22 protein-coding genes are annotated in these 21509 nt (G+C 70.3%); 8 read left to right on the forward strand and 14 right to left on the reverse strand.

Annotated features, from left to right (window positions below; translation table 11 throughout):
• From ACRDSQ_RS24955 to ACRDSQ_RS24975, 5 genes are all read right to left on the reverse strand, one after another.
• Window positions 1-890 (reverse strand): acyl-CoA dehydrogenase family protein (locus ACRDSQ_RS24955; RefSeq protein ID WP_431424397.1); only part of this gene is annotated, 890 nt, incomplete at its 3' end.
• 14 nt (window positions 891-904) lie between these two features.
• Complete coding sequence (locus ACRDSQ_RS24960) at window positions 905-1783, reverse strand: SDR family oxidoreductase (RefSeq protein WP_431424418.1); 879 nt, start codon at window positions 1781-1783, stop codon at window positions 905-907.
• 14 nt (window positions 1784-1797) lie between these two features.
• Entirely contained in the window at window positions 1798-2637 is an 840-nt protein-coding gene (locus ACRDSQ_RS24965) for a MaoC/PaaZ C-terminal domain-containing protein (RefSeq protein ID WP_431424398.1), read from the reverse strand.
• Entirely contained in the window at window positions 2637-3068 is a 432-nt protein-coding gene (locus ACRDSQ_RS24970) for a type II toxin-antitoxin system Rv0910 family toxin (RefSeq protein WP_431424399.1), read from the reverse strand. Before ACRDSQ_RS24970 ends, ACRDSQ_RS24965 begins: the two co-directional genes overlap by 1 nt.
• A 32-nt stretch (window positions 3069-3100) precedes the next feature.
• On the reverse strand, window positions 3101-4291 hold the full coding sequence (locus ACRDSQ_RS24975) for a lipid-transfer protein (RefSeq protein WP_431424400.1): 1191 nt from the start codon (window positions 4289-4291) through the stop codon (window positions 3101-3103).
• A gap of 102 nt (window positions 4292-4393) precedes the next feature.
• On the opposite strand from ACRDSQ_RS24975, the gene ACRDSQ_RS24980 reads away from it, so the two are divergent.
• Window positions 4394-5092, forward strand: coding sequence for a TetR/AcrR family transcriptional regulator (locus ACRDSQ_RS24980; RefSeq protein WP_431424401.1), 699 nt, complete (start codon window positions 4394-4396; stop codon window positions 5090-5092).
• Window positions 5093-5162: 70 nt separating this feature from the next.
• Entirely contained in the window at window positions 5163-6974 is a 1812-nt protein-coding gene (locus tag ACRDSQ_RS24985; protein ID WP_431424402.1) for an SDR family NAD(P)-dependent oxidoreductase, read from the forward strand.
• Between the two features lie 227 nt (window positions 6975-7201).
• Here the strand turns inward: ACRDSQ_RS24985 and ACRDSQ_RS24990 are convergent, their stop codons facing one another.
• A complete protein-coding gene (locus ACRDSQ_RS24990) occupies window positions 7202-8014 on the reverse strand; it encodes an SDR family oxidoreductase (protein WP_431424403.1) in 813 nt (270 codons plus the stop codon).
• Window positions 8015-8029: 15 nt separating this feature from the next.
• On the reverse strand, window positions 8030-9484 hold the full coding sequence (locus ACRDSQ_RS24995; protein WP_431424404.1) for a flavin-containing monooxygenase: 1455 nt from the start codon (window positions 9482-9484) through the stop codon (window positions 8030-8032).
• A gap of 119 nt (window positions 9485-9603) precedes the next feature.
• On the opposite strand from ACRDSQ_RS24995, the gene ACRDSQ_RS25000 reads away from it, so the two are divergent.
• The 4 genes from ACRDSQ_RS25000 to surE all read left to right on the forward strand — a co-directional run bounded on the left by ACRDSQ_RS25000 (window position 9604) and on the right by surE (window position 13952).
• Window positions 9604-10608: an AraC family transcriptional regulator ligand-binding domain-containing protein gene (locus tag ACRDSQ_RS25000; RefSeq protein ID WP_431424405.1), complete on the forward strand. Its 1005-nt coding sequence runs from the start codon at window positions 9604-9606 to the stop codon at window positions 10606-10608.
• Between the two features lie 46 nt (window positions 10609-10654).
• Entirely contained in the window at window positions 10655-12115 is a 1461-nt protein-coding gene (locus tag ACRDSQ_RS25005; RefSeq protein WP_431424406.1) for a flavin-containing monooxygenase, read from the forward strand.
• Window positions 12116-12316: 201 nt separating this feature from the next.
• On the forward strand, window positions 12317-13105 hold the full coding sequence (locus ACRDSQ_RS25010; RefSeq protein ID WP_431424407.1) for a PfkB family carbohydrate kinase: 789 nt from the start codon (window positions 12317-12319) through the stop codon (window positions 13103-13105).
• Between the two features lie 88 nt (window positions 13106-13193).
• Window positions 13194-13952, forward strand: coding sequence for a 5'/3'-nucleotidase SurE (gene surE, locus ACRDSQ_RS25015; protein WP_431424408.1), 759 nt, complete (start codon window positions 13194-13196; stop codon window positions 13950-13952).
• 3 nt (window positions 13953-13955) lie between these two features.
• Here surE and ACRDSQ_RS25020 read toward each other — a convergent pair whose 3' ends face one another.
• The gene (locus tag ACRDSQ_RS25020) at window positions 13956-15455 is read right to left on the reverse strand and encodes an FAD-dependent oxidoreductase (RefSeq protein ID WP_431424409.1); all 1500 of its coding nucleotides are present in this window, start codon (window positions 15453-15455) and stop codon (window positions 13956-13958) included.
• Between the two features lie 100 nt (window positions 15456-15555).
• Between ACRDSQ_RS25020 and ACRDSQ_RS25025 the strand changes: the two genes are divergently transcribed.
• Both ACRDSQ_RS25025 and ACRDSQ_RS25030 read left to right on the forward strand, forming a co-directional pair.
• Window positions 15556-15762, forward strand: coding sequence for a hypothetical protein (locus tag ACRDSQ_RS25025; RefSeq protein WP_431424410.1), 207 nt, complete (start codon window positions 15556-15558; stop codon window positions 15760-15762).
• 395 nt (window positions 15763-16157) lie between these two features.
• Entirely contained in the window at window positions 16158-16355 is a 198-nt protein-coding gene (locus ACRDSQ_RS25030; RefSeq protein WP_431424411.1) for a hypothetical protein, read from the forward strand.
• A 29-nt stretch (window positions 16356-16384) separates the two neighbouring features.
• Here ACRDSQ_RS25030 and ACRDSQ_RS25035 read toward each other — a convergent pair whose 3' ends face one another.
• From ACRDSQ_RS25035 to ACRDSQ_RS25060, 6 genes are all read right to left on the reverse strand, one after another.
• Complete coding sequence (locus ACRDSQ_RS25035; protein WP_431424412.1) at window positions 16385-17095, reverse strand: metallophosphoesterase family protein; 711 nt, start codon at window positions 17093-17095, stop codon at window positions 16385-16387.
• Window positions 17092-17358, reverse strand: coding sequence for a BON domain-containing protein (locus tag ACRDSQ_RS25040; protein ID WP_431424413.1), 267 nt, complete (start codon window positions 17356-17358; stop codon window positions 17092-17094). Before ACRDSQ_RS25040 ends, ACRDSQ_RS25035 begins: the two co-directional genes overlap by 4 nt.
• On the reverse strand, window positions 17355-17921 hold the full coding sequence (locus ACRDSQ_RS25045; RefSeq protein WP_431424414.1) for a hypothetical protein: 567 nt from the start codon (window positions 17919-17921) through the stop codon (window positions 17355-17357). Before ACRDSQ_RS25045 ends, ACRDSQ_RS25040 begins: the two co-directional genes overlap by 4 nt.
• A gap of 79 nt (window positions 17922-18000) precedes the next feature.
• Window positions 18001-18924 carry an anti-sigma factor RsbA family regulatory protein gene (locus ACRDSQ_RS25050; RefSeq protein ID WP_431424415.1) on the reverse strand — a complete coding sequence of 308 codons (924 nt, stop codon included), beginning with the start codon at window positions 18922-18924 and terminating at the stop codon, window positions 18001-18003.
• A gap of 137 nt (window positions 18925-19061) precedes the next feature.
• Window positions 19062-20780, reverse strand: a complete 1719-nt coding sequence (locus tag ACRDSQ_RS25055) for a SpoIIE family protein phosphatase (protein ID WP_431424416.1) — start codon at window positions 20778-20780, stop codon at window positions 19062-19064.
• 194 nt (window positions 20781-20974) lie between these two features.
• The coding region (locus ACRDSQ_RS25060; protein WP_431424417.1) for an RNA-guided endonuclease TnpB family protein at window positions 20975-21509 on the reverse strand (535 nt) is incomplete at its 5' end.

Consider the following 21509-nt stretch of genomic DNA (forward strand, 5'->3'; position numbering starts at 1 on the left):
GCGTCATCCCGGCTTTCGGCCACCGCGTCGAGTGCCCGCGCCGCGTCCCAGACGACGGCGCGCGCCCGCTCCAACTCGATCCCCATGGCCGCGCACTTGTGCTTGACACCCTGGAACTGCCCGATCGGCCTGCCGAACTGGACCCGGACCTTGGCGTACTCCGCCGCGGTCGACACGCACCAGGAGGCCACGCCGACCGCCTCGGCGCCGAGCAGCACCGCGGCGATCGACCGGACCCGCACTGCGGCCAAGCTGTCGAGCACCCGCTCGGCGGGCACCACGACGTCAGTCGCCTCGACCAGGGCGCAGCGGCGGACCACGTCCATGCTGTCCTGCTCGCGAACCTTGACGTCGGCCTTGTCGATCACGACCCAGCGGACACCCGCGTTGAGCCGCACCGGCAGCAGCAGGATGTCCGCGACCGAGCCACCGAGCACGCCGACGGTCGAGCCGGACACGGTGACGCCACCGCTGGTCTCCCGGCCGTCGAGCGGGTCAGCGAGCCCGACACCAGCGGTGCGCGACCCGTCCGCCAAGCCGGGCAGCAACTCCGCGCCGACCTTGGCGTCGGCCGCGACGAGCAGCGCCGAGGCGAGGACGGTCGGCAGCAGCGGACCGGGTTGCGCGGCTCGGCCAAGTGCCTCCAAGGCGACGGCCAGTTCCAGCAGGCCCGCGCCTTGGCCCCCGTGTTCCTCGGGAACGTGCAGCCCGAGCAGCCCTTGACCGGCGAGTTCGCCCCAGAACGGCGGCAGCCTCTCGCCTTTGGCGTCCGCCGCGGCACGCAGCACGTCGGCGGTGAGGTGGCGGTCGGCGAATCCGCGCACGGAATCGGCGAGCGCCAGGTGTTCCTCGGACAGGCCGAGGCCGAGGTCGTAGCCAGTGGGGGCCATGGTGGTGCTCCTTCTCAGGCCCAGTCGGCCAGGTGCTCGTCGAGGTTGTCCAAGGTCCATGGGCCGTCGGTCTCCACCGTGCGCCCGCCGCGCCAGCCGTCGAGTTCGAAGATCGCGCCGCCTTGCACGGCGAAGACCTTTCCGGTGAACGGGCACTTCTCCGTGCCGAGGTAGGCGACCAGGGGCGCGATGTTCGCCGGGCTGAACGCGTCGAACTCGCCCTCGGGCACCTCCTGGGCGAAGAGCGCGCCCATGCCGGGTGTGGCCAAGGTCAGCCGGGTGCGGGCGATCGGCGCGATCGCGTTGACCCGCACGCCGTAGCGCTCCAGTTCCTGGGCGGCGACCAGGGTCATCGCGGCGATGCCCGCCTTGGCGGCGCCGTAGTTCGCCTGGCCCGCGTTGGGCATGAAGGTGCCCGACGCCGAAGAGGTGTTGATCACCGAGGCGGCGACCTGCTCCCCCGCCTTGGACCGCGACTTCCAGTACTCGGCCGCGTGGCGCAGCGGGGCGAAGTGGCCTTTGAGGTGGACTGCGATCACCGCGTCCCACTCGGCTTCCGACATGCCCGCGATGAAGGCGTCCCGCAGGATGCCCGCGTTGTTGACCAGCACGTCGAGGCCGCCGAACTCCGACACGGCCTGGTCGATCAGCGCTTTCGCGCCCGCCCAGTCCGCGACGTTGTCGGTGTTGGCCACGGCTTTGCCGCCCGCCGCGGTGATCTCGTCGACCACCTGCTGTGCCGGACCCGCGTCCGACCCGCTGCCGTCGTTGGCGCCGCCGAGGTCGTTGACCACGACAGCGGCGCCTTCGGCGGCGAACAACAACGCGTGCTCGCGACCGATGCCTCGGCCTGCCCCGGTGACGATGGCCACCCGGCCGTCCAGTGCTCCCACGTTCATGTCTCCGTTCAGGAAGTCAGTTCGGCGAGGCCGTCCTTGACGACCAGCTCACCGTCCACAGTGGTCTCAAAAGCGACGGATCCAGGCGCGGCGGGCCAGATCCGGGTGGTGAGGTCTTGGCCGGGCAGCACTGGCTTGGCGAACCGCACGGCCAGTCGACCCAGGCGCTCGACCCGACTGTCGGCGAACTCGGTCAGCACGGCCCACGACGTGAAAGCCATGGTGCACAAGCCATGCGCGATGATCCCCGGCAGGCCCGCCATCTTGGCCAGCTCGTCGTCGAGGTGGATCGGCATCGGGTCGCCCGAAGCGGGCGCGTAGCGGAACGTCTGGTCGTCGTCGACGTGTGCCTTGACCTCGGCGGCCGGTTCCACCTCGCGCAGCGACTCATCGAAAGTGTGTGAGGGCGCCAGATCGCCGGTGGTGACTCCGGCGTCGACCTTGCGGAAGAACGCCGTCATCCACTGCTCGTTGACCAACTCGCCGTCGGCGTCGACGGTCTCGGTGTAGACGACCACCGCCGTCCCGTTGGGCTTGCCGTGCACCCCGACGGGCTTGGCCCGCGAGGTCAGCTTGTCGCCCGGGCGGATCGGGCGGTGGAACCGGAAGTCCTGCTCGCCGTGCACCAGCCGGGCGAGCAACTCCGGCGGCGCCACCGACAGCGCGGCGGGCACCAGCGAGTTGAACACCGGGACGATGCCGAACACCGGTGGCGCGACCTCGCCGTCGAGGTGGCGCCGGATCGGGTCGTTGGTGGCCGCGGCGTACTGACCGATCCGTTCCGCGCTGACCTCGAAGACGTCCGGGTCGGTCCACTGGCCGAGCCCGGCCGTGTCGAACTCCGGCATCAGCCCACCAGCTCGGCGAGCTTGGCCACCGACTTCTCCAGCTCACCGCGGGTGCTCTTGCCCACCGCCATGCCGATGGGGCCGACGATCATCTGGCCGGTGAACTCGGCGTCGATGTTCGCGCTGGTCGCGTCGCCCTTGGGCTCGACGGACAGGGTGAACGACACCTTGACCCCGGCCATGCCGGTGCCGCTGATCTTGAGCGAGCGGGGCTCGTCGTACTCCTCGACGGTCCACTCGATCTTGTTCGCCATGCCCATGACCGAGACGACCTCGGTGATCTTGGAGCCGACGCCGATGGTGGCCGGAAGGTCGCCGCGCCAGCCCTGGTGGATGGTCAGCCACTCCTCGAAGCGGCTCAGGTCGGACACGGTGGCCCAGGCCTTCTCCGGGGTGCAGGGCAGGTCGACGGCGACGTTCACGGTGGTCATAGCGGTATCTCCTTGGTTGTTCGACAGGTGGTTCAGCGGTCGGCGGGGCGGTAGGCGGTGATCACCACGGCGCCACCGAGTCCGATGTTGTGCTGCAGGGCGACCTTCGCGCCGTCGACCTGGCGCTTGTCGGCGGTGCCGCGCAGCTGCCAGGTGAGCTCGGAGCACTGGGCCAGGCCGGTCGCGCCGAGCGGGTGGCCCTTGGAGATCAGGCCACCGGACGGGTTGACGACCCACTGCCCGCCGTAGGTGGTCTCGCCCGCGTCGACGAGCTTGCCGCCCTCGCCCTCCGGGCAGAGGCCGAGCGCCTCATAGGTGAGCAGTTCGTTGGTGGAGAAGCAGTCGTGCAGCTCGATGACGTCCACATCGGACGGACCGATGCCCGCCTGCTCGTAGACCTGGCGGGCGGCCGTCCTGGTCATGTCCGCGCCGACGAGGGTGATCGCGCTCTTGTCCTCGAAGGTGCCGCGCAGGTCGGTGACCATCGCCTGCCCGACGATCTCCACCGCCTGGGCGGCGAGGCCGTGCTTCTCGACGAACGCCTCGCTCGCGATGACGACCGCGCCGGAGCCGTCCGACGTCGGCGAGCACTGCAGTTTGGTCAACGGGTCATAGACCGTCTTGGCGGCGAGCACCTCTTCGAGCGAGTACTCGACCTGGAACTGGGCGTACGGGTTGTTGACCGAGTGTTTGTGGTTCTTGACGCCGATCTTGGCGAACTGCTCGGCCGTGGTCCCGTAGCGCTGCATGTGCTCGCGGCCCGCGGCGCCGAACATGTACGGCGCGGGCGGCATGGCGAACTCCTGCAACTCGGCGAGCGCGAGGAGGTGCCGCATCATCGGCTGCTCGCGGTCTTCGAACGTGGCGCCGAGCGAGCCCGGCTGCATCTTCTCGAAGCCCAGCGCGAGCGTGACGTCGGCTTGGCCGCTCTTGACCGCCTGGGTCGCGAGAAACAGCGCCGTGGAGCCGGTGGAGCAGTTGTTGTTGACGTTGACCACCGGGATGCCGGTCATGCCCAGTTCGTAGACAGCGCGCTGGCCGGAGGTGGACTCGCCGTAGACGTAGCCCACGTACGCCTGCTGGACCTGCGAGTAGTCGATACCCGCGTCGACCAGGGCGTTCGTGCCCGCTTCCCGCGCCATGTCCGGGTAATCCCAGTCGCGACTGCCGGGCTTCTCGAATTTCGTCATCCCGACGCCGATCACGTACGCCTTGCCGCCCACCGGGCCTCCCTCGCTCGTCTCGACCCTTGCCGAAACAGTGTGTCTCAGATATCTGACTGTGACAAGGTGTCGCACACAGATTGGTGGAAGTATTCTGCTGAGATGCTCGAAGCCGAGAAGGATCAGCCCGACGTCGACGGACGGTCGACGCGCTGGGACGCGCACAAGGCGCAGCGCCGCCTGGAGGTGCTCGACGCCGCCGTGGCCGCGATCGAGCAGGACGGGCCGGGCGTCGGCGTCAAGCAGATCGCCGACCGGGTCGGCGTCCCGCGCCCGGTGGTCTACCGGCATTTCAAGGACCGCGCCGACCTCGACGAGCAGATCCGGCAGCGGATCATCGACTCGCTGATGGCCGAGCTCCATCCGACGCTGCGCCCCGACGGCACCCCGGTCCAGGCGATTCGGCGGGCGGTGGTGGCCTACCTCGACTGGATCGAGCAACACCCGAGCCTGCACGCGTTTCTCGGCGCGGCCGCCCGCGGCGAAGGACCTTCCGTCGGGTCGCGGATCGTCGCGGGCACGAAAGCGGCGATCGCGTCCCAGGCCGCCGAACTGTTCGCCATGGCGCTGAAGATGTCCGGCAAGGACACCAACCTCGCGCCGTCGATCGCGGCAGGCATCGTCGGCTTCGTCGACGCCTCGGTCAACCGGTGGCTCGCCGACAAGCGCCGCAACCTCACCAGCGCCCAGCTCGCCGACTTCCTGACCTGCTCGATCTGGGCGATCCTCGACGGCAACCTCAAGGCCCTGGGGGTCGACATCGACCCGGACGTGCCGGTCGGCCAGCTGCTCGGCGATTGACCTTGCCGGGCACGTCCGGGGCGTGCGACAGTGGGTGCGACACGATGTCTCACTTACTTGAGCAGGGGCCATGACCACCTATCTCGTGACCGGTGCCGCGACCCTGCTCGGCCGCGACCTGATCGACAACCTGCTCAAACGCCCCACCTGCGGCGCCGTCTACGCGCTCGCCCGGCCTTCGGCCGTCGACCGGCTCAAGCGGCGCTGGGCGGACGACCCGCGGGTGGTGGCGATGGCCTGCGACCTGGACGAGCCCAAGTTGGGTGGGTCACTGCCCGAGTCCGTCGACCACGTCATCCACCTGTCGACCCGATCCGTCGCCGCCGCCCTCGACTACGCGCGAACCGCGAACGCCGTCGCGTTCCACCAGCTCTCCCCCGGCCCGGGCGACCGCACCTTGCTGCGCGGGCAGCGCGGCCTGGACGTGCGCATCTACCGCCCGTCCCTGATGCTCGGCGACTCCCGAACCGGCGAACCGTTCGGCGAGGGCGACCTGCTGAGCCTCGTCTCCCGCCTCGCGCGCCTGCCGAAGGCGCTGCCGCTGGCATGCCCGGATCTGGGCCAGGCCAACGTGATCCCGGTCGACTACGCCGCCGCGGTCATGGACCACCTGATCCACAGCCACGCCGGATCGCACATGACGTACCCGATCACGGCGCCGGAGTCGGTCCCGGTCCACGAGATCTACAACGCCTTCGCCGAGGCCGCGGGCGCACCCCGGATCACCACGACCATCCCAAGCGCGCTGACCCGAGGCGCCGCAGCGGTGTCGACGGCCGCCCTGGGCCTCGTCGACCGAAGCCGCTTACTCCGCGCGACCCGGCGGGCGGTGCTCGCGGAGCTGGGACTTTCCCGAGACACGTTGGCCCGCCTGTCGACGAACGCGACCGCCAACGACGCCGTCACCCGCAACGCGCTGGCGGGAAGCGGTCTGTCGGTCCCGCCGCTGCGCGACTACGCCCGCACCATCCACCACCACTGGGCCGCCAACCTCGACCCCGACCGAGCCTCCCGCCGCCATCCGCTGCAAGGCCGCACGGTCCTGATCACGGGTGCCTCGTCAGGCATCGGCAGGCACACAGCCCTGCGCATTGCCCGCGAAGGTGCCCACGTCCTCTTGGTCGCCCGCCGGGCCGACGATCTGGCGGAACTCCAGGCGGAGATCGCCGGACAGGGCGGCACAGCCCTGTCCTACCCGTGCGACCTCACCGACAACGACGCCGTCGACGCTTTGGTCAAACAGGTTCTGGCCGACCACGGCGCCATCGACGTCCTGGTCAACAACGCGGGCCGGTCCATCCGCCGCTCAGTCATCGACGCGACCGACCGAATCCACGACTACGAACGAACCATGGCCCTGAACTACTTCGCGGCGGTGCGCCTGACTTTGGGCCTGCTCCCGTCGATGCGGGAACGCCGAAGCGGCCACATCGTCAACGTCACGACGCAGGGTCTGCAGAACCACACGCCACGGTTCTCCGCCTACCTGGCGTCGAAGGCGGCGTTGGAGGAGTTCGGCATCGTCACCGGGCGGGAACTGCTGTCGCATGGAATCACTGTGACGGCAGTGAAACTGCCCCTGGTCAGCACCGACATGACGGCTCCGTCGGAACGGTTCAACGCTTTCGGGATGCTGCCGATGATGACGGTGGAGCGAGCGGCTTCGTTGGTGCGCAAGGCAATCGTCAAGAAACCGGAAACGCTGTCGGTGTGGCTGCCGTTCGGGAGGCCCGCGGAGGTGGCGAGCATGATCGCACCACGCACGACCAGGACGCTGGGCCACATCATCGGCTACGAGGGCATGCCGGACCGCCCCAAGGACAAAGCAGGCTTGCCAGCGATGGCCGCCGCCGCGACAAGAATGATCTGGCGACGCCTGTAAGGAGCGGCCGCACACGAAGGGCGAACGGGCAATACGGCAGGCACGGCGACTGCGATGACCGCGACGACGCCGAGGGCGCGTGCGAACCAGAACGCGAACGCGACCCCAAGTCGAACCCGATGGCGAAGGCGAGCCCCAAGTCGACCGGATGCCGAAGGCGACCCCCACGCCCCCACGCAACCGCACCTCCCCAACACACCTGCACACCCACAACCAGCCATGCACAACTAGCCGTGCACCCGAGTCTCATAAGCAGCGCGAGCAGCCGACGAAGCGCCGTGAAAAAGGGCGGTATCCGCACCAACCACCCGCATAGCCCACTCCGACAAGCGCCGAGGAACGAGCCGCTGAAATCGGGTGAGCGCGTTCAACCGCCGAGGAACGAACACATCAAACCGAGGCTTCTCCAACGCCCGAACAATCCCCAAAGCCACAGCCTCCGCCGTCACCGGCCGAAGAAACCCGATCTCGGACAGTCCGGAGATCAACTCGGTCCGAACCATCCCAGGCATCACACAGGACACCTCGATCCCACTCCCCCGCAACTCGGCCCGCACGGCTTCCGAGAAACCCACGACACCGAACTTCGTCGCACAGTACGTGGACCCGTTGGGAAACCCGAACTTCCCCGCCGCCGAAGCCACATTCACGATGTGCCCAGACCCCTGCCGCCGCATAATTCCAACAGCCGCCCGAGTCCCATGGATCACCGCATGCAGATTGATCTCCAACTGCCGTGCGGTGGTCTCCGGCGGCTCCTCGGTGACCGCAGCCAACGGCATGATCCCGGCATTGTTGATCAGAACGTCGATCTGCCCCAACGAACCGAGAAACGCGGAGAACGCGGCGTGGTCGGTCACGTCAAGAGCATGCCCAGACCCACCGACGGCAGCGGCGGTCTCCTTGGCCGGCTCGACATCCAGATCACCGATCACCACGACCGCGCCCCGAGAAGCCAGAGCGCGTGCGGTGGCCGCCCCAATCCCCCTGGCCCCACCGGTGATGACCACGACCTTGCCACTGAGCGACCTGCGACCCATAGAACCCTCCGTTGATCAAGACACCTGAAAGTGCGGCAGCACAGGCGAAGCAAGCATCCGCCGATGCACGGCGGGGGTCCACGGCCACAGCTCCGGCACTCCGTCCGCCCCGAGGTACCAGCTGTCGCACCCGGTGGTCCACACCGTCGACGGCATCGCGGAGCGGAGCGCCGTGTTGAACTCGTCGGTAGCCTCGGCGGTCGGCACGACCGTGGAGACCGAACCCGACCGGATCCGCTCCAGCCACCGCAGCACGTAGTCGGCCTGCGTCTCGGCGATCGCGATCAGCGAGTGGTTCCCGATCGGGCTGTGCGGCCCGATCATCGTGAAGAAGTTCGGAAAGCCCGGCACGGCAACGGTTCGGTACCCACGCGGCCCGTCACGCCAGGCGTCGGCGAGGGTCTGCCCGTGTTCGCCGACGAGTTCCATCGGCCGCAGGAACGCGTGTGCGTCGAATCCCGTCGCGAGCACCAGGACGTCGACCTCATGCAGCCTGCCGTCGGTGGTTCGGATGCCGCGGGGCTCGACGTGCGAGATTCCCTCGGTCACGAGGTGGACATCGCGACGACGCACCGCCGGGTAGAACGTGGCGGACATGATGAGCCGCTTGCACATCGGGTCGTCCGGCGGTGTCAGCTTCGCGCGCAGAGCAGGGTCGTCGCGGATCGCGAGCCGCAGGTACGACCGGCAGATCTCGGCGACGGCCGAGCGCTGCCACCCGGGCTCGACGGCGGCGTGGCCGAACACCTGCTCCATGATGTGCTGGTACGACCGGTAGCTCAGCCGGTTGAGCCCGGGCACGACACGGAGAGCGGCACGGGAAACGGGGCTGTACGGCAGTTGCGGCAGCGGCAGGATCCACTGCGCGGTCCGCTGGAACAGCGTCAGCGGCTTCGCCACGCCCGCGAGCGCCGATGTGAGCTGCACGCCGGTGGACCCGGTCCCGATGATCGCGATGCGCTTGCCGCGCAGCGGGACTGTGTGGTCCCAGCGCGCGGAGTGAAAGGCCGGACCGGCGAACGTGGACAGCCCCTCGATGTCGGGCACTCGCGGCTCACGCAGGACGCCGGTAGCCGCGACGAGCACGTCGGCGTGGTCGGTGTGGCCGTCGGTGGTCCGCAGCCGGTAGCGGCGCCCGTCCCATTCGGCGCGCGCCATCTCGGAGTTGAAGCGGATGTGCTCGCGCAGCCGGAGATCGGCTGACGCGCCGACGAAGTACCGCTGGATCTCCGCGCCCGGCGCGAAGTTGCGGCTCCAGCCCGCGTGCGGGGCGAAGGAGTACGAGTAGAACCGCGCGGGGACATCGCAGCTCAGGCCAGGGTAGGTGTTGTCGCGCCAGGTGCCGCCGACCTCGCCCGCGCTCTCGTGGACCACGAGGTCGTCGAACCCGGCCTGGCGCAGCTTCGCGGCCATGCAGAGCCCGGACATGCCCGCCCCGATGATCGCCACTCTCGGCTGCCCGGCTGCCATTGCCACCTCCTGCCTGAACACCAGCGACACCCGCGGTCTCACAGTAGGAACCCACGCCACGCCGAGCCATGATTCAATCGGTCAGCAACCTGTATTTTTCGGACAGCCGGAGGCCGCTGATGCCGACTTGGGACTTCCCCCGCGGCACCGTGGGCGCGCGGCTGCTGCTGAGAACCGGCCTCGACCACGGGCTGACCGCGCGGCAGTGCCTGGCCGGGACCGGCCTGGCCGAGCACGACCTCGACGAACTCGACCGGATCGACGCCACCCAGGAACTGCGGGTGGGCCGCAACCTGGTCCGCAGGCTCGGCGACCTGCCCGGTCTCGGCGTGCAGGCAGGCCGCGGCTACACCCTGGGCGCGGTCGGCGTGTGGGGCTTCGCGCTGCTGACCAGCCCGACCTGGCGCGACGCGATCGAGGTGGGGGTCCGGTTCTTCCGCCTCACGACCGCGTTCGTCCACCCGCTGCTGCTCCGCGCCGACGACCAGACCATGTTGGCGCTACTCGACGACGAACTGCCCGCCGACGTGCGCGACCTCCTCGTCGAACGCGACCTCGCGGCGGTCGCCGCCCTGGTCCGGCTGCTGATTCCCGAGGTCCCCGAGATCCGAATGGAGGTCACCCTGGCGGCGCCGCGGGCGAAGGCGCTGGCGGCCGTCCTGCCCGGTCTGCAAGTCCTCAGTGGACGCCCCCGCAACCTGATCACGCTGCCCGACGAGTTGCTCGCCACCCCGCTGCCGCAGGCGGATGAGCACACGTGGGACGCGTGCAAGCGCCAGTGCCAGGACCTGCTGGACGCCACCACCGAACGCACCGGGATGGCCGCCAGGGTCCGCTCGGCGCTGCTCGCCCACCCCGAGCACAACGTCGGCATGGACGAGGTCGCCGCCCGGCTGCACCACGACGTGCGCACTCTGCGCAGGCGGCTGGCCGACGAGGGCACGTCCTTCCGGGCGCTCAAAGCCGAGATCCACCACACCCTGGCGGTCGAGATGCTCGGCACCGTCGGGCTCACCGTCGCCCAGGTCGCCCAGCGCCTCGGATACTCCGACCCGACCAGCTTCACCCACGCCTTCACCCGCTGGACCGGCACGTCGCCGCGCTCCTATCGGGCCCGCGACTGACTCGCGTGCCAAGGCCGGACAGCGCCCTTCGTGGCAGACTCGCCCCATGACCGAGCGGCCGCAGCACGTGAACGTCGTGATCGTCGGGGCGGGCCTGTCCGGAATCGGCGCGGCCTGCCACCTCGAGACCGAACTGCCCGCGAAGACCTACACGATCCTCGAGGCCCGCGACAGCGTCGGCGGCACCTGGGACCTGTTCCGCTACCCCGGCATCCGGTCCGACTCGGACATGTTCACCCTCGGCTACCGGTTCAAGCCGTGGACCGAGCAGAAGGCCATCGCCGACGGCCACGACATCCTGCGCTACGTCAAGGAGACCGCCCGCGAGTACGGCGTCGAGCGGCACATCCGCTTCGGCCACCGGGTCGTCTCGGCCGAGTGGTCGAGCGCGAACGCCCACTGGACGGTGCGAGCGCTGCGCGACGACACCGACGAAGCGCTGGAACTGACGTGCGACTTCCTGCTCAGCGCGACCGGCTACTACCGCTACGACACGGGCTACCAGCCGGAGTTCACAGGCACCGAGCGCTTCGGCGGGCCGATCGTGCACCCCCAGCACTGGCCGGAGGACCTGGACTACGTGGGCAAGCGGGTCGTGGTGATCGGCAGCGGCGCGACCGCGGTGACGCTGGTGCCGTCGATGGCCGAGGACGCCGCGCACGTGACGATGCTGCAGCGCTCGCCGAGCTACATCGTGTCCATCCCGGCCAAGGACGCCATCGGCAACGCGCTGCGCAAAGTGCTGCCGGGCAAGCTCGCCTACGCGATCACGCGGTGGAAGAACGTGCTCATCGCGACCGGCTTCTACCAGCTCAGCAGGCGCAGGCCCGGCTTGGTGAAGAAGCTGCTCCGCAAGGCGCTGCAGCGCCAATTGCCTGCCGACTACGACATCGACACGCACTTCAAGCCGTCGTACAACCCGTGGGACCAGCGGGTGTGCCTGGTGCCCAACGGCGACCTGTTCCGGTCCATCCGCAAGGGCCAGGTCTCCATTGTCACCGACCGGATCGACACCTTCACCGAGACCGGTCTGCTGCTCGCTTCGGGCGTGACGCTCGACGCCGACATCATCATCACCGCCACCGGCCTGAGCCTGTTGGCCTTCGGCGGGATGGAGCTGGTGGTCGACGGCAAACCGGTGAAACTGCCGGAAACCATGGCGTACAAGGGGATGATGCTCTCGGGGGTGCCGAACTTCGGCTACATCGTGGGCTACACCAACGCTTCGTGGACGCTGAAGGCCGACATCGCCTGCGAGTACATCTGCCGCCTGCTCAAACACATGGACGACAACGGCTACGACTCGTGCGTGCCCGAGCACGACCCGGCGGTGGCCGAGGAACCGTTCATGGACTTCTCCGCGGGTTATGTCCAGCGCTCCATCGGCAACTTCCCCAAGCAGGGCGAGAAAGCGCCGTGGCGGCTGCGGATGAACTACCTACGCGACGTCTTCACCCTGCGCCACTCCCCCATCGCCGACGACGCGATGAAGTTCAGCCGCATCTGATGGCTGCCGGCTAGTTCACCGGTCAGGGTCCCGCGGAGTTTCGCGCTCGGCCCGTCGCGGCCGAGCGTGGCCGGACGTGGAGGAGACCGGTTGTCGGGGGCTCTGTGCGCAATCACACCGGGGGTGGTTCCGGCGGCGGAAGTCTGGGTACTTCCCGATCAGAGAGGCGGTGGGATCATCGGCGACATCTCGATCGCGGTCTTGGCACCCGCGCCCGACCTGACGGTGACCGTCGAGGAGCTGGACGGGCGCCCGGACATCCACCTGCACGCCGGTGGCCAGGGCATCCGGCAGGCCAGGATGGCCGCCGCACTCGGCGCCGAGGTGACCGTGTGCGCGACCTTCGGCGGTGAGACCGGGCAGGCGCTGCGCCACCTCGTCGAGCCCGAACTGCGGGTCCAGGCCGTCGAGGTCTCGGCTCGCAACGGGTCCTATGTGCACGATCGGCGCGACGGCAGCCGCACCCAGGTGGTGCGGATGGCCGCGGACCCGCTGACCAGACACGAACTCGATGACCTCTACGAGACGATCCTCATCGCGGGCCTGCGGGCCGGGGTGGCCGTGCTCGGCGGCCCGCAGGACGACGGTGTGGTCCCCGACTCGCTCTATGAGCGGCTCACGGCGGACCTCACCAGCAACGGATGCAAGGTCGTCGTCGACCTGTCGGGTTCACGGCTGGAGGCGGCCTGCGAGGGCGGGCCGACCGTGATCAAGGTGAGTGACGACGAGATCCCGAAGGATGAGCCGCTCGGCAGGGCCGCGGCCCGGCTCGCCGAGAGCGGCGCCGACATCGTGGTGATCTCGCGCGCCGAGCACCCGTCCCTGGCCTACTTCGACGGCCAGGCGCACCTGGTGGAGTCGCCCGGTCTGGTGCCGGTGGACACCTGGGGCGGCGGCGACTCGATGACGGCGGCACTCGCCTATGGCCTGGCCGCCGACCTGCCGTGGGACGCGGCGCTGCGGCCGGGGCGGCGGGCGCGATCAACGTGACCCGGCACGGACTGGGCACCGGCAGCGGCCGGGCGGTGCGCGAACTCAGCGAACGAGTGCGGCTGACGCCGTGTGTGAAGGAGGACCGATGATCCTGGTGACCAACGACGACGGCATCGACTCCCCCGGCCTGCTGGGCCTGGCGAACGCGGCGCTGGCCGCGGGCTTCGAGGTCACCATCGCCGCGCCTGCCACGGAATCCAGCGGTACGAGCGCCGGCCTCACGGCGGCGGTGGACGGTCGTCGGGTCGGGGTCGAGAACCGGAAGTTGCCCGGGCTGGAGGGCCAAGCCGTCACGCACGCGGTCGCGGCGCACCCGGGGCTGATCGCGTTCACCGCCTGCCGCGGCGGCTTCGGGGAGACGCCCGAATTCGTGCTGTCCGGGATCAACCGCGGCGCGAACGTGGGTCGCGCGATCCTGCACTCCGGCACCGTCGGCGCCGCGCTCACCGCGGGCATCAACGGCGTCTCCGCGTTGGCTGTGTCCCTCGACGTGGGGCTGGACCCCGCGGAGGACCACCACTGGGACACCGCGGCGGCCATGGTCGGCGACACCCTCAAGCTGCTCGCCGACCTGCCCGCGGGCTCGGTGCTCAACCTCAACGTGCCGAACCTGGTGTCCGACCAGGTGAAACCCGTGCAGTGGGCGGCGCTGGCCGACTTCGGTGTCGTGCAGAGCCGCGTCGAACGGCTGCGCGACGGGTTCATCGACGTGACCACGGTCGGGGTGGACACCGAACTGGAGCCGGGCACCGACGCGGCCCTGCTGGCCGAGGGGCACGCCACCCTCACCGCGCTGCGCTCGGTCAGCGAGGTCCCGCGCGCCGACCTGCCCAGCCTGCCCTGACCGTCACGGGTCGCGCCGGTCCAGCGGCTTGGTGGCCGGGCCCTCCAGCACGACCCCGTCGATGTCGAAGCGGGAGCCGTGGCACGGGCAGTCCCAGCTGCGTTCCTGGTCGTTGAAGCGGACCAGGCAGCCCAGGTGGGTGCAGCGGGCCGACACGGCGTGGACCTGGCCGGTCTCGTCGCGGTAGACGGCCTTGCGGCCCGCGCCGTCGCGGACCATGCCCGCGCCGCCGACAGGGACCTCGTCGGAGCTGTCGAGCATGGGGGCAAAGCGGTCACCAACGAGGTCGCGCGCGACGGTGGCGTTCATCTTGGCGAGGCTGCCCAGGCCGCTGAGCGAGAGCCGGTGTGGGCTGAAGCGCCGCGCCCAGGGCTGTTCGTGGCCGGTGATGTGACCGGTGAGCAGCAGGGCGGCGAACGAGCCGGTGGACAGGCCCCACTTCTGATAGCCGGTGGCGACGGTGAGCCACTCGGACCCCGGCAGGTAGGTGCCGATCATCGGCAGCCCGTCGTAGGGGGTGCCGTCCTGCGCGGACCAGCGGTGGGTCACCTCGGCGACGTCCCAGTGTTCGTGGGCGAAGGCCTCCAGGGCCGCGTAACGGCCCGCTGTGTCGGTCGCGCCGGTCCGGTGGCTCTGGCCTGCCAGGATCAGGGAGTCGCCGGAGTGGGCGATCGACCACGCCGGGCTGCCCGCGCTGATCGCGAGGCCCTGGGGCGGGGCGCCGGACCGCAGGCGGGCCGCCACGCAGTAGGCCCGGACGGCCTCGACGCGGGCGAAGAACAGGCCCCGGTCGAGCATCGGGTAGTGGCTGGCGATGACGACGTGGTCGGCGCGGACCACCCCGCCCGCGGTCCGCACTCGGGGCGGCGCGCCACCCTCGACGTCCAGGACCTGGCTGTTCTCGTGCACCACGCAGCCATTGCCGTCGACCGCGGCCGCCAAGCCGATCGCGTAGCGGCGGGGGTGCAGGGCGATCTGGTCGGCCAGCCGGACCGCGCCGAACACCGGGAACGGCACGTCGAGGTCGCTGTCGGCCTGGTACTCGGTCAGCAGGCCCGCCCGCGCCGCCGCCTCGGCCTCCGCGCGGACCGCGTCCCGCTCGGCTTCGGCGATGGCGTAGGTGTAGGCCGCCCGCCGCCGCAGGTCGCAGTCGATGCGTTCCTCCTCGGCGAGGGTCGCCACCAGTTCCACCCCGGCCGTGCTCGCCGCCGCGTACTGGGCGGCCGCGTTGGCGCCGTGTTTGCGGGTGATCCGCGAGTACGTGGTGGTCTGCAGCGCGCTGACCTTCGCGGTGTTGTTGCCGGTGGCGCCCTGCCCGATCCGGTCGGCCTCCAGCACGGCCACCCGCAGCCCGGCGCGCTTGAGCAGCAGCGCGGTGGTGAGCCCGGTGATCCCACCGCCCACCACGGCGACATCGACGTGGATGTCCTGGGCGAGGGTGGGGTAGGCGGTCGACGGCGCGGTTCGCAGCCACAGCGACTGCTCGGAGGTTGTGGTGGTCATGGGGGCGGATACCCCGGTCCGGTGGGGTTCAAGCACAGCCCGTTTGCGGGCGTCGACGACGGATAAGCCCAGGAAAAACCGAGGAAGAGGAGCACGCGCGATGGTTGCCTTCGGCTACACCCTGATGACCGAGCAGGCGGGCCCGGCCGACCTGGTCCGCCACGCGGTGGCCGCCGAGGGCGCCGGGATCGACTTCGAGGTGATGATCGCCACTGAGACCGTGGGCCTGATGACCTATGTGACCTGCCCGATCCCGCGGTACTACCCGGCCATCCGACCGGGCCGCCGTCGAAGAGGGCGGCGATGATCTGGATCGCCTCGGCCAGCATCTCGTGGCGCACCGCCACCCGGGGGCCGACTACTCCGGCAACCACTTCCGAGTGGACTCGGCGAAGCTGTTGGACTGCCCCGACGTGCGCGTCCCCATCGCGACCGCCGTGTCCGGCCGCGAGTCGATCGAGCACTTCGCGCCGCTGTCGGACCACATGGTCGCGACCGACCCGAAGGCCGAGCTGTGCCAGGGGTGGGACGAGATCGCCGAGCCGGAGGGCCGCAAGATCGGCCGGCTCCCGATCTGCTGGGACCGCGACCGCGACGCCGCCATCGCGCGGGCCCACGACCAGTTCCCGCTGGTTCGGCGGCGGGTGGAAGGTCAACACGGATCTGCCCACCCCCGCCGGATTCGAGGGCGCCTCGAAGTTCGTGCGACCGGACGACGTGGCCGGAGCGATCCCGTGTGGACCGGACCTGGAGCCGATCGTGGAGGCGGTATCGAAGTTCTGGGAGGCGGGGTCCACCGACGTGGCGCTGGTGCAGATCGGCGGGGAGCATCAGGACGCGTTCTTCGACGTGGCGGAGAAGGAGCTGCTTCCCGCTCTCCGATCGGCTGCTCCCGCCTAGTTTTCGGTGGTGCCTGGTTGGGCGTGGGATTACTCGATGCAGTAGATGGCGTATGCGGCTCGAATGATCGGGTGGGCAACGTTGCGCACCCGAACCCCGCCGGGCGTGAATCCCTGCTCCGTGCCGTAGTGCGCGTGCCCGTGGATCGCCAGTGCTGTCTCGCACGAGTCGATCGCCTCGCCAAGCTGGTAACAGCCCAGGAACGGGTAGATCTCCGGCGGCTCCCCCCGCAGCGTGTCCGAGACCGGCGAGTAGTGGGTCAAAGCGATCCGGACATCGCAGTCCATCGCCGCCAGCGCCCCACGCAGTTTCGCCGCGGCCACTTCCGTGTGCTCGACAAAGGCCTTGATCTCCGGCTCACCGAAGGCGCTGGCACATTTTCCGGCGAATCCCCCACCGAATCCCTTGACGCCCGCGATCCCCACCTTCCGCCCGTCCACCGGCACTATCACGCTCTGGCCCTCCAGCACGGAGATCCCGCTTTCCGCCAATACCTCGGTGACCTCGGCCGAGCGATTGCTGTGGTAGTCGTGGTTGCCCAGGACCGCCACTACCGGCACCGGCAGCGAACCGAACTCCGCGGCCACGACCGCCGCCTCCTCGACCGTCCCGTGTCGGGTGAGGTCGCCTGCCAGCAGGAGGGCGTCGGCGTGTTCGTCGAGGGTGCGCAGGGCCGGGCGGAATCGGCCGCCGGTGTCCTCGCTCAGGTGCACGTCCCCGATGGCGGCGATGCGGATCATCGGAACTCCTCCCGGCCGGTGGGCTCGCCTGCCTCGGTGACCTTGATGTCGTTGTAGATGCGCATCGCGGGGACCACCTCGTGGACCACTTCGGCGATCTCGTCGCGCCTGCGGGCGCACTCGACGTCGCCGGAAAGCAGGATGGTGTCTCCCCGCACGGTGACCTTGATGCCTTGTTCGGCGGTGCGGTCGTCCTCGGCCAGCGCCCGGCGCACGGCCGCGACCTGGTACTGGGGTGCGCCCGAGCTGTGGTCGGCGGTCATGCGAGTTCCTCCCGGTCGTCGGCGGCGCGAGGGCGGTCATCGGGGATTCGGATGAGCCTCGGCGTGACGCCGAGCCTGCCCGCGAGCAGCAGGAACGCCTCGGCGTACGGCGATTCGGCGGTATCCACCGCGACCCGCGACCAGTCGATCTGTTCGCGCAGGGCGCGCGCGGACTGCATGGGCTCGTTCAGGTCGCCGCGGTGTGGTCCCAGCGCCAGCAGCTTGCCGATGATGACCTCCGTGGCGCTCTGCACCGGCATGGTCGCGGGGCCGACCCGCATGATCTCCGAGCGGTCGAGAACCTCGTCGGTGACCGGCCGCTCGTTGGGGCGGAACAGCAGGTCGACGAGCCGGTCACCGTCGTAGACCTTGGTGAGCCAGTCCTCCGGTGGCGGCGCGGCCCGCATGCCCTGCGCGACCAGCGCGCGGACGGCGTCGTCGACGTCGGACAGCTTCACCAGGACGTCCACGTCGTGTTCGGTCTCCGGGCCGCCTCGTGCGTACACGGCGCAGCCACCGGTGAGGGCGAAGCGGATACCGGCGGCGTGCAGTGCGGCGGACACCTTCGTGACGGTGCGAAGTAGGTCGCCCTGGGCACTCATTCCTGAGTGGTTCCCCAAACCGCGAACGCGAAACTTCCGGTCAGTTCCGGCGGAACCAGGCCTGGACCGTGGTGCCCGCCTCGTCGATGTGCGTGCGCACCAGGTCGGCTCCCGCGTTGACCAGCAGGAGTCCCCGGCCGCGGCCGCGGGTCGGGGCGACCGTGCGTCGGCCCGCGAGCGGGTCGCTGATGATCCCGGCGTCCCAGTTCCGCACGATGAGGGCGTCGGCGCGCTCCCACAGCGACAGCGTCGCAGTGCCGGAGCCGTGCTCGATGCTGTTGGTCGCCAACTCGACGACGGTCAGCACGACGTCCTCGATCCGTTCCGCGGCCAGGCCGGCGGTCGCGGCCAGATCCGCGACGGCGACGCGCAGCGCGGCGATGTCGAACGGGGTGACCGACCACGTGCGGGCGTGCTTCGGAAGCGGGAGCGGCACGTTGTGGGCGGCGAGCGCGCGGTGGCGGTCGTAATACGGGTTGGCAGTGCCCTCCACCCCCTCCAGGATCGAAGGGTGTGTGGCCATGGCGTCGGCGAGGGCGGCAGGTCCGACCGCCAGGTCGTACGGGCACAGGATGGCGACGGGCCGCCCCTCGAACGCGTCGTCGATCAGCGCCTCATGCTGCACGCACGCGGGGTACTCCTCGGCGCTGCGGCCCGGCCACACCGGCTCGCCCACGATGCGCACGGTCTCGTCGCGGTGTTTGTCGGCGAACGCCCCGAGGACGCCGGTCATGATCCGCCCTGGGTTGCGCCCCGCCACGGACATGTCGATCCACTCGACCGCGCCGGCCGCCGCGGGGCTCAGCTCGGCGCGGAGGCGGTCGAGGTTCGCCTCGGGCACCGCCACGGCCACCGCGTCACCCGCGTCCAGGCCGCCGATGACGAACGGGAGCACCGCCGCCACGTAGCTCGGTCGGTCGCGGTAGAACGCCGCGCTATGGGCGGGTGGGGGCGGGTCGGCCACCGGCGACACCTCCAACGGAACGCTTGGTCGGCGCCGGTCGGACTACGCGGGGACACGAGGGCGCGACGTGTCGGGCTGCTTTCGCCCAGTCCACGGTACCGCCGCGACCACGGTCCACGCAGGACTAGCGCATGTCTCTAGGAGGTTTCCGATCGTCCTGCCGGCCCGTCCTCGTCGAGTCGGGCGACGAGGAGGGCGATGTCGTCGTCGGTGTTTCCGCTCGAATGTTCGAGCAGGTACTCGCTGAGTCTGTCGACGGACAGGTCACGGGCGCGGTCGGCCAGGACGGCCAGTTCGGCCAGCCCGTCGTCGATGGAGCGGGCCCGGTTCTCCACCAGCCCGTCGCTGAACATGATGACCGTGGCCCCCGGGTCGACGACCATGCTCGCCGTCGACCGGTGGGCGGGGCGGGGCAGCCCGCCCATGATGACCCGGCCCGCGCCCCTGGTGAGGTACTCGGGCGGTCCGGTCGGGGTGATCAGCAGCGGCGGCGGGTGTCCCGCGTTGCTCCAGCGCAGCCGGGCGGGCAGCCCCGGGCGGCGTTCGAGGGTGGCCAGGATAAGGCTGGTGAACGGCGCGATGTCCAAGCCGTCGACCAGGGTGTCGAGCCGCGACAGGACGCCGCCGGGGCGCAGGGCGTCATCGAAGGCGATGGCGCGCAGCGCGGCCCGCAGCTGCCCCATGGTCGCCGCGGCGCCGATGTCGTGGCCCGCGACGTCGCCGACGGCGAGCACCAGGTCGGTGTTGGGCAGTTCGAACGCGTCGTACCAGTCGCCGCCGACGGCGACCCCGGACTGGGCGGGCTGGTAGCGCACGGCGAGGGAGACCCCCGGCACCGTGGGCGGGTCGGTGATCATCGCGCCCTGCAGGGTGGCCGCGACGTCGCGGGTGCGCTGCTGGCGCCTGCCGCGGGCCAGGGGCTTACTCAGCCACGCCCCGAGCAGCGCCATGAACTCGGCGTCGTCGTCGCTGATCGGCCCGCGCGGTGCGCACACACCGAACAGCGCGACCCCGACCGTGTGCGATTCGGTGTGCAGGGGCAGTGCGACGGCGGCGTGCACCCGGTTGCCGCGGTGCCAGTCGTCGAGCCGCAGTTCCGGCGACCACGGCGGCTGCTCGGGCGGGCCCTGCCAGTGCGCGACCACGCCGGTGCGGATCGCGGTCGCCACCGGGCAGGCGCCCGCGGGATCCACCGACCGCACCTGCGTCGGCGGCGGCACCGGTAGCGACTGCACCTGGGTGCGCGCGACGGTCGTCAGGACCGTCCCGTCCGGACCCGGGGGCACCGTGTCGTCGATGGTGAACACGATGCAGCTGTCGGCGAGCTGCGGGACCGCGATGTCGGCCAGGGCGGCGAGTTCGGCCCGCGGGTCGTCGGCGACGCTCACCGCCTCGGCGACCCTGGCCAGCAGCGCGACCCGGTCGAAGGCGATCCGCCTGCGCTCGGCCAGCTCCCGCAGCTGGTCGCGGGCGGCGACCTCGTCGGTGATGTCGACGGCGATCATCAGCACGCCGACCGGGCTTGCGGCGGCGCCGATCAGCGGCGACAGGCTGTAGTGGACCACCGCCTCGCGGGGCTCGCCGTCGACGACGAACCGCAGCCGCCACTCGCGCATGTCCACCGGCTCACCGGTGTCGAGCACCCGGTCCAGCTGCTCGATCAGGTTGTCGATCCGGTCGAGGTCGGCGAAGGCGGTCCGCGCGGGCCCGCCGATCCCGCGGCGGCCGCCGATCCGCACCGCGGCTTCGTTGGCGTATCGCAGGACGTGGTCCGGCCCGGTGACGACCAGCACCTGGGCGGGCGCCGTGTCGAACGCGCGCCCGATCATCTCCCAGGGCACCGCGTCGTCGGCCATCGCGCCATGCCTTCCGCCTCGTGGGCGGGAGCGACCCGCTCAGGGCCAGATCATGTCAGGCCCCAGGCGAGGCGACAAAGCGTGGTGGGACTGTTCGCGCGGTGATTCGCCCAGGTTTACTCGCGGCCGAGGACGATCGTGGGTTCGAGATCCTCCTCGTCACACGCGGCGCGGACTCGGGATGGACACGCCGTTCACGAAACGTGTAATGACGTGTCGTGAGCCGTCACCTCGCGGCGCGGCGTTGACCTCGTGGGTCTTCCCGTGGCGGTACCCGGTGCCCGCGTGGTGCGGGTCTGACGTGGGTTTCCATCGGGCTCGTTTCGTGTCGCCCCGCGACTCGGGGAGGACATGCCACCGGTGACCTCGTCGACGAGTTGGGCGAGGTTGCGGGCGGCGTTGAGATCACGATCCAGCGTGAACGCGCACTGGTCGCAGTGGAACGTCCGATCGGCCAGGCGCAGTTTGGTTTTCACCGCGCCACAGGCCGAGCAGGTCTTCGACGACGGGTACCACCGGTCCGCCACGTGCACCCGCCCGCCGGCCCACTCCGTCTTGTAGGTGATCTGTCGGCGCAGTTCCCCCACCCCGACCCCGGCGATATGCCGGGCCAGGCGCCGGTTGGCCAGCATCCCGGCCACGTGAAGGTCTTCGAGGACGATCGTGCCGTGGGTGCGGACCAAGCGGGTGGACAGCTTGTGCAGCCCGTCGCGGCGGGCGTTGGCCACC

Origin of the sequence: Actinokineospora sp. (genome assembly GCF_050699995.1) — a bacterium.
Classification (GTDB): Bacteria; Actinomycetota; Actinomycetes; order Mycobacteriales; family Pseudonocardiaceae; genus Actinokineospora.

What these genes read in the sequence shown, in the direction of transcription:
- ACRDSQ_RS24980 (WP_431424401.1), top strand. Translation starts at nt 4,394, where the DNA reads ATGCTCGAAGCCGAGAAGGATCAGCCCGACGTCGACGGACGGTCGACG.
- ACRDSQ_RS25005 (WP_431424406.1), top strand. Translation starts at nt 10,655, where the DNA reads ATGACCGAGCGGCCGCAGCACGTGAACGTCGTGATCGTCGGGGCGGGC.
- ACRDSQ_RS24970 (WP_431424399.1), bottom strand. Translation starts at nt 3,068, where the DNA reads ATGACCACCGTGAACGTCGCCGTCGACCTGCCCTGCACCCCGGAGAAG.
- surE (WP_431424408.1), top strand. Translation starts at nt 13,194, where the DNA reads ATGATCCTGGTGACCAACGACGACGGCATCGACTCCCCCGGCCTGCTG.
- ACRDSQ_RS25000 (WP_431424405.1), top strand. Translation starts at nt 9,604, where the DNA reads ATGCCGACTTGGGACTTCCCCCGCGGCACCGTGGGCGCGCGGCTGCTG.
- ACRDSQ_RS24965 (WP_431424398.1), bottom strand. Translation starts at nt 2,637, where the DNA reads ATGCCGGAGTTCGACACGGCCGGGCTCGGCCAGTGGACCGACCCGGAC.
- ACRDSQ_RS24985 (WP_431424402.1), top strand. Translation starts at nt 5,163, where the DNA reads ATGACCACCTATCTCGTGACCGGTGCCGCGACCCTGCTCGGCCGCGAC.
- ACRDSQ_RS25025 (WP_431424410.1), top strand. Translation starts at nt 15,556, where the DNA reads ATGGTTGCCTTCGGCTACACCCTGATGACCGAGCAGGCGGGCCCGGCC.
- ACRDSQ_RS25040 (WP_431424413.1), bottom strand. Translation starts at nt 17,358, where the DNA reads ATGACCGCCGACCACAGCTCGGGCGCACCCCAGTACCAGGTCGCGGCC.
- ACRDSQ_RS25055 (WP_431424416.1), bottom strand. Translation starts at nt 20,780, where the DNA reads ATGGCCGACGACGCGGTGCCCTGGGAGATGATCGGGCGCGCGTTCGAC.
- ACRDSQ_RS24990 (WP_431424403.1), bottom strand. Translation starts at nt 8,014, where the DNA reads ATGGGTCGCAGGTCGCTCAGTGGCAAGGTCGTGGTCATCACCGGTGGG.
- ACRDSQ_RS25020 (WP_431424409.1), bottom strand. Translation starts at nt 15,455, where the DNA reads ATGACCACCACAACCTCCGAGCAGTCGCTGTGGCTGCGAACCGCGCCG.
- ACRDSQ_RS25035 (WP_431424412.1), bottom strand. Translation starts at nt 17,095, where the DNA reads ATGATCCGCATCGCCGCCATCGGGGACGTGCACCTGAGCGAGGACACC.
- ACRDSQ_RS24995 (WP_431424404.1), bottom strand. Translation starts at nt 9,484, where the DNA reads ATGGCAGCCGGGCAGCCGAGAGTGGCGATCATCGGGGCGGGCATGTCC.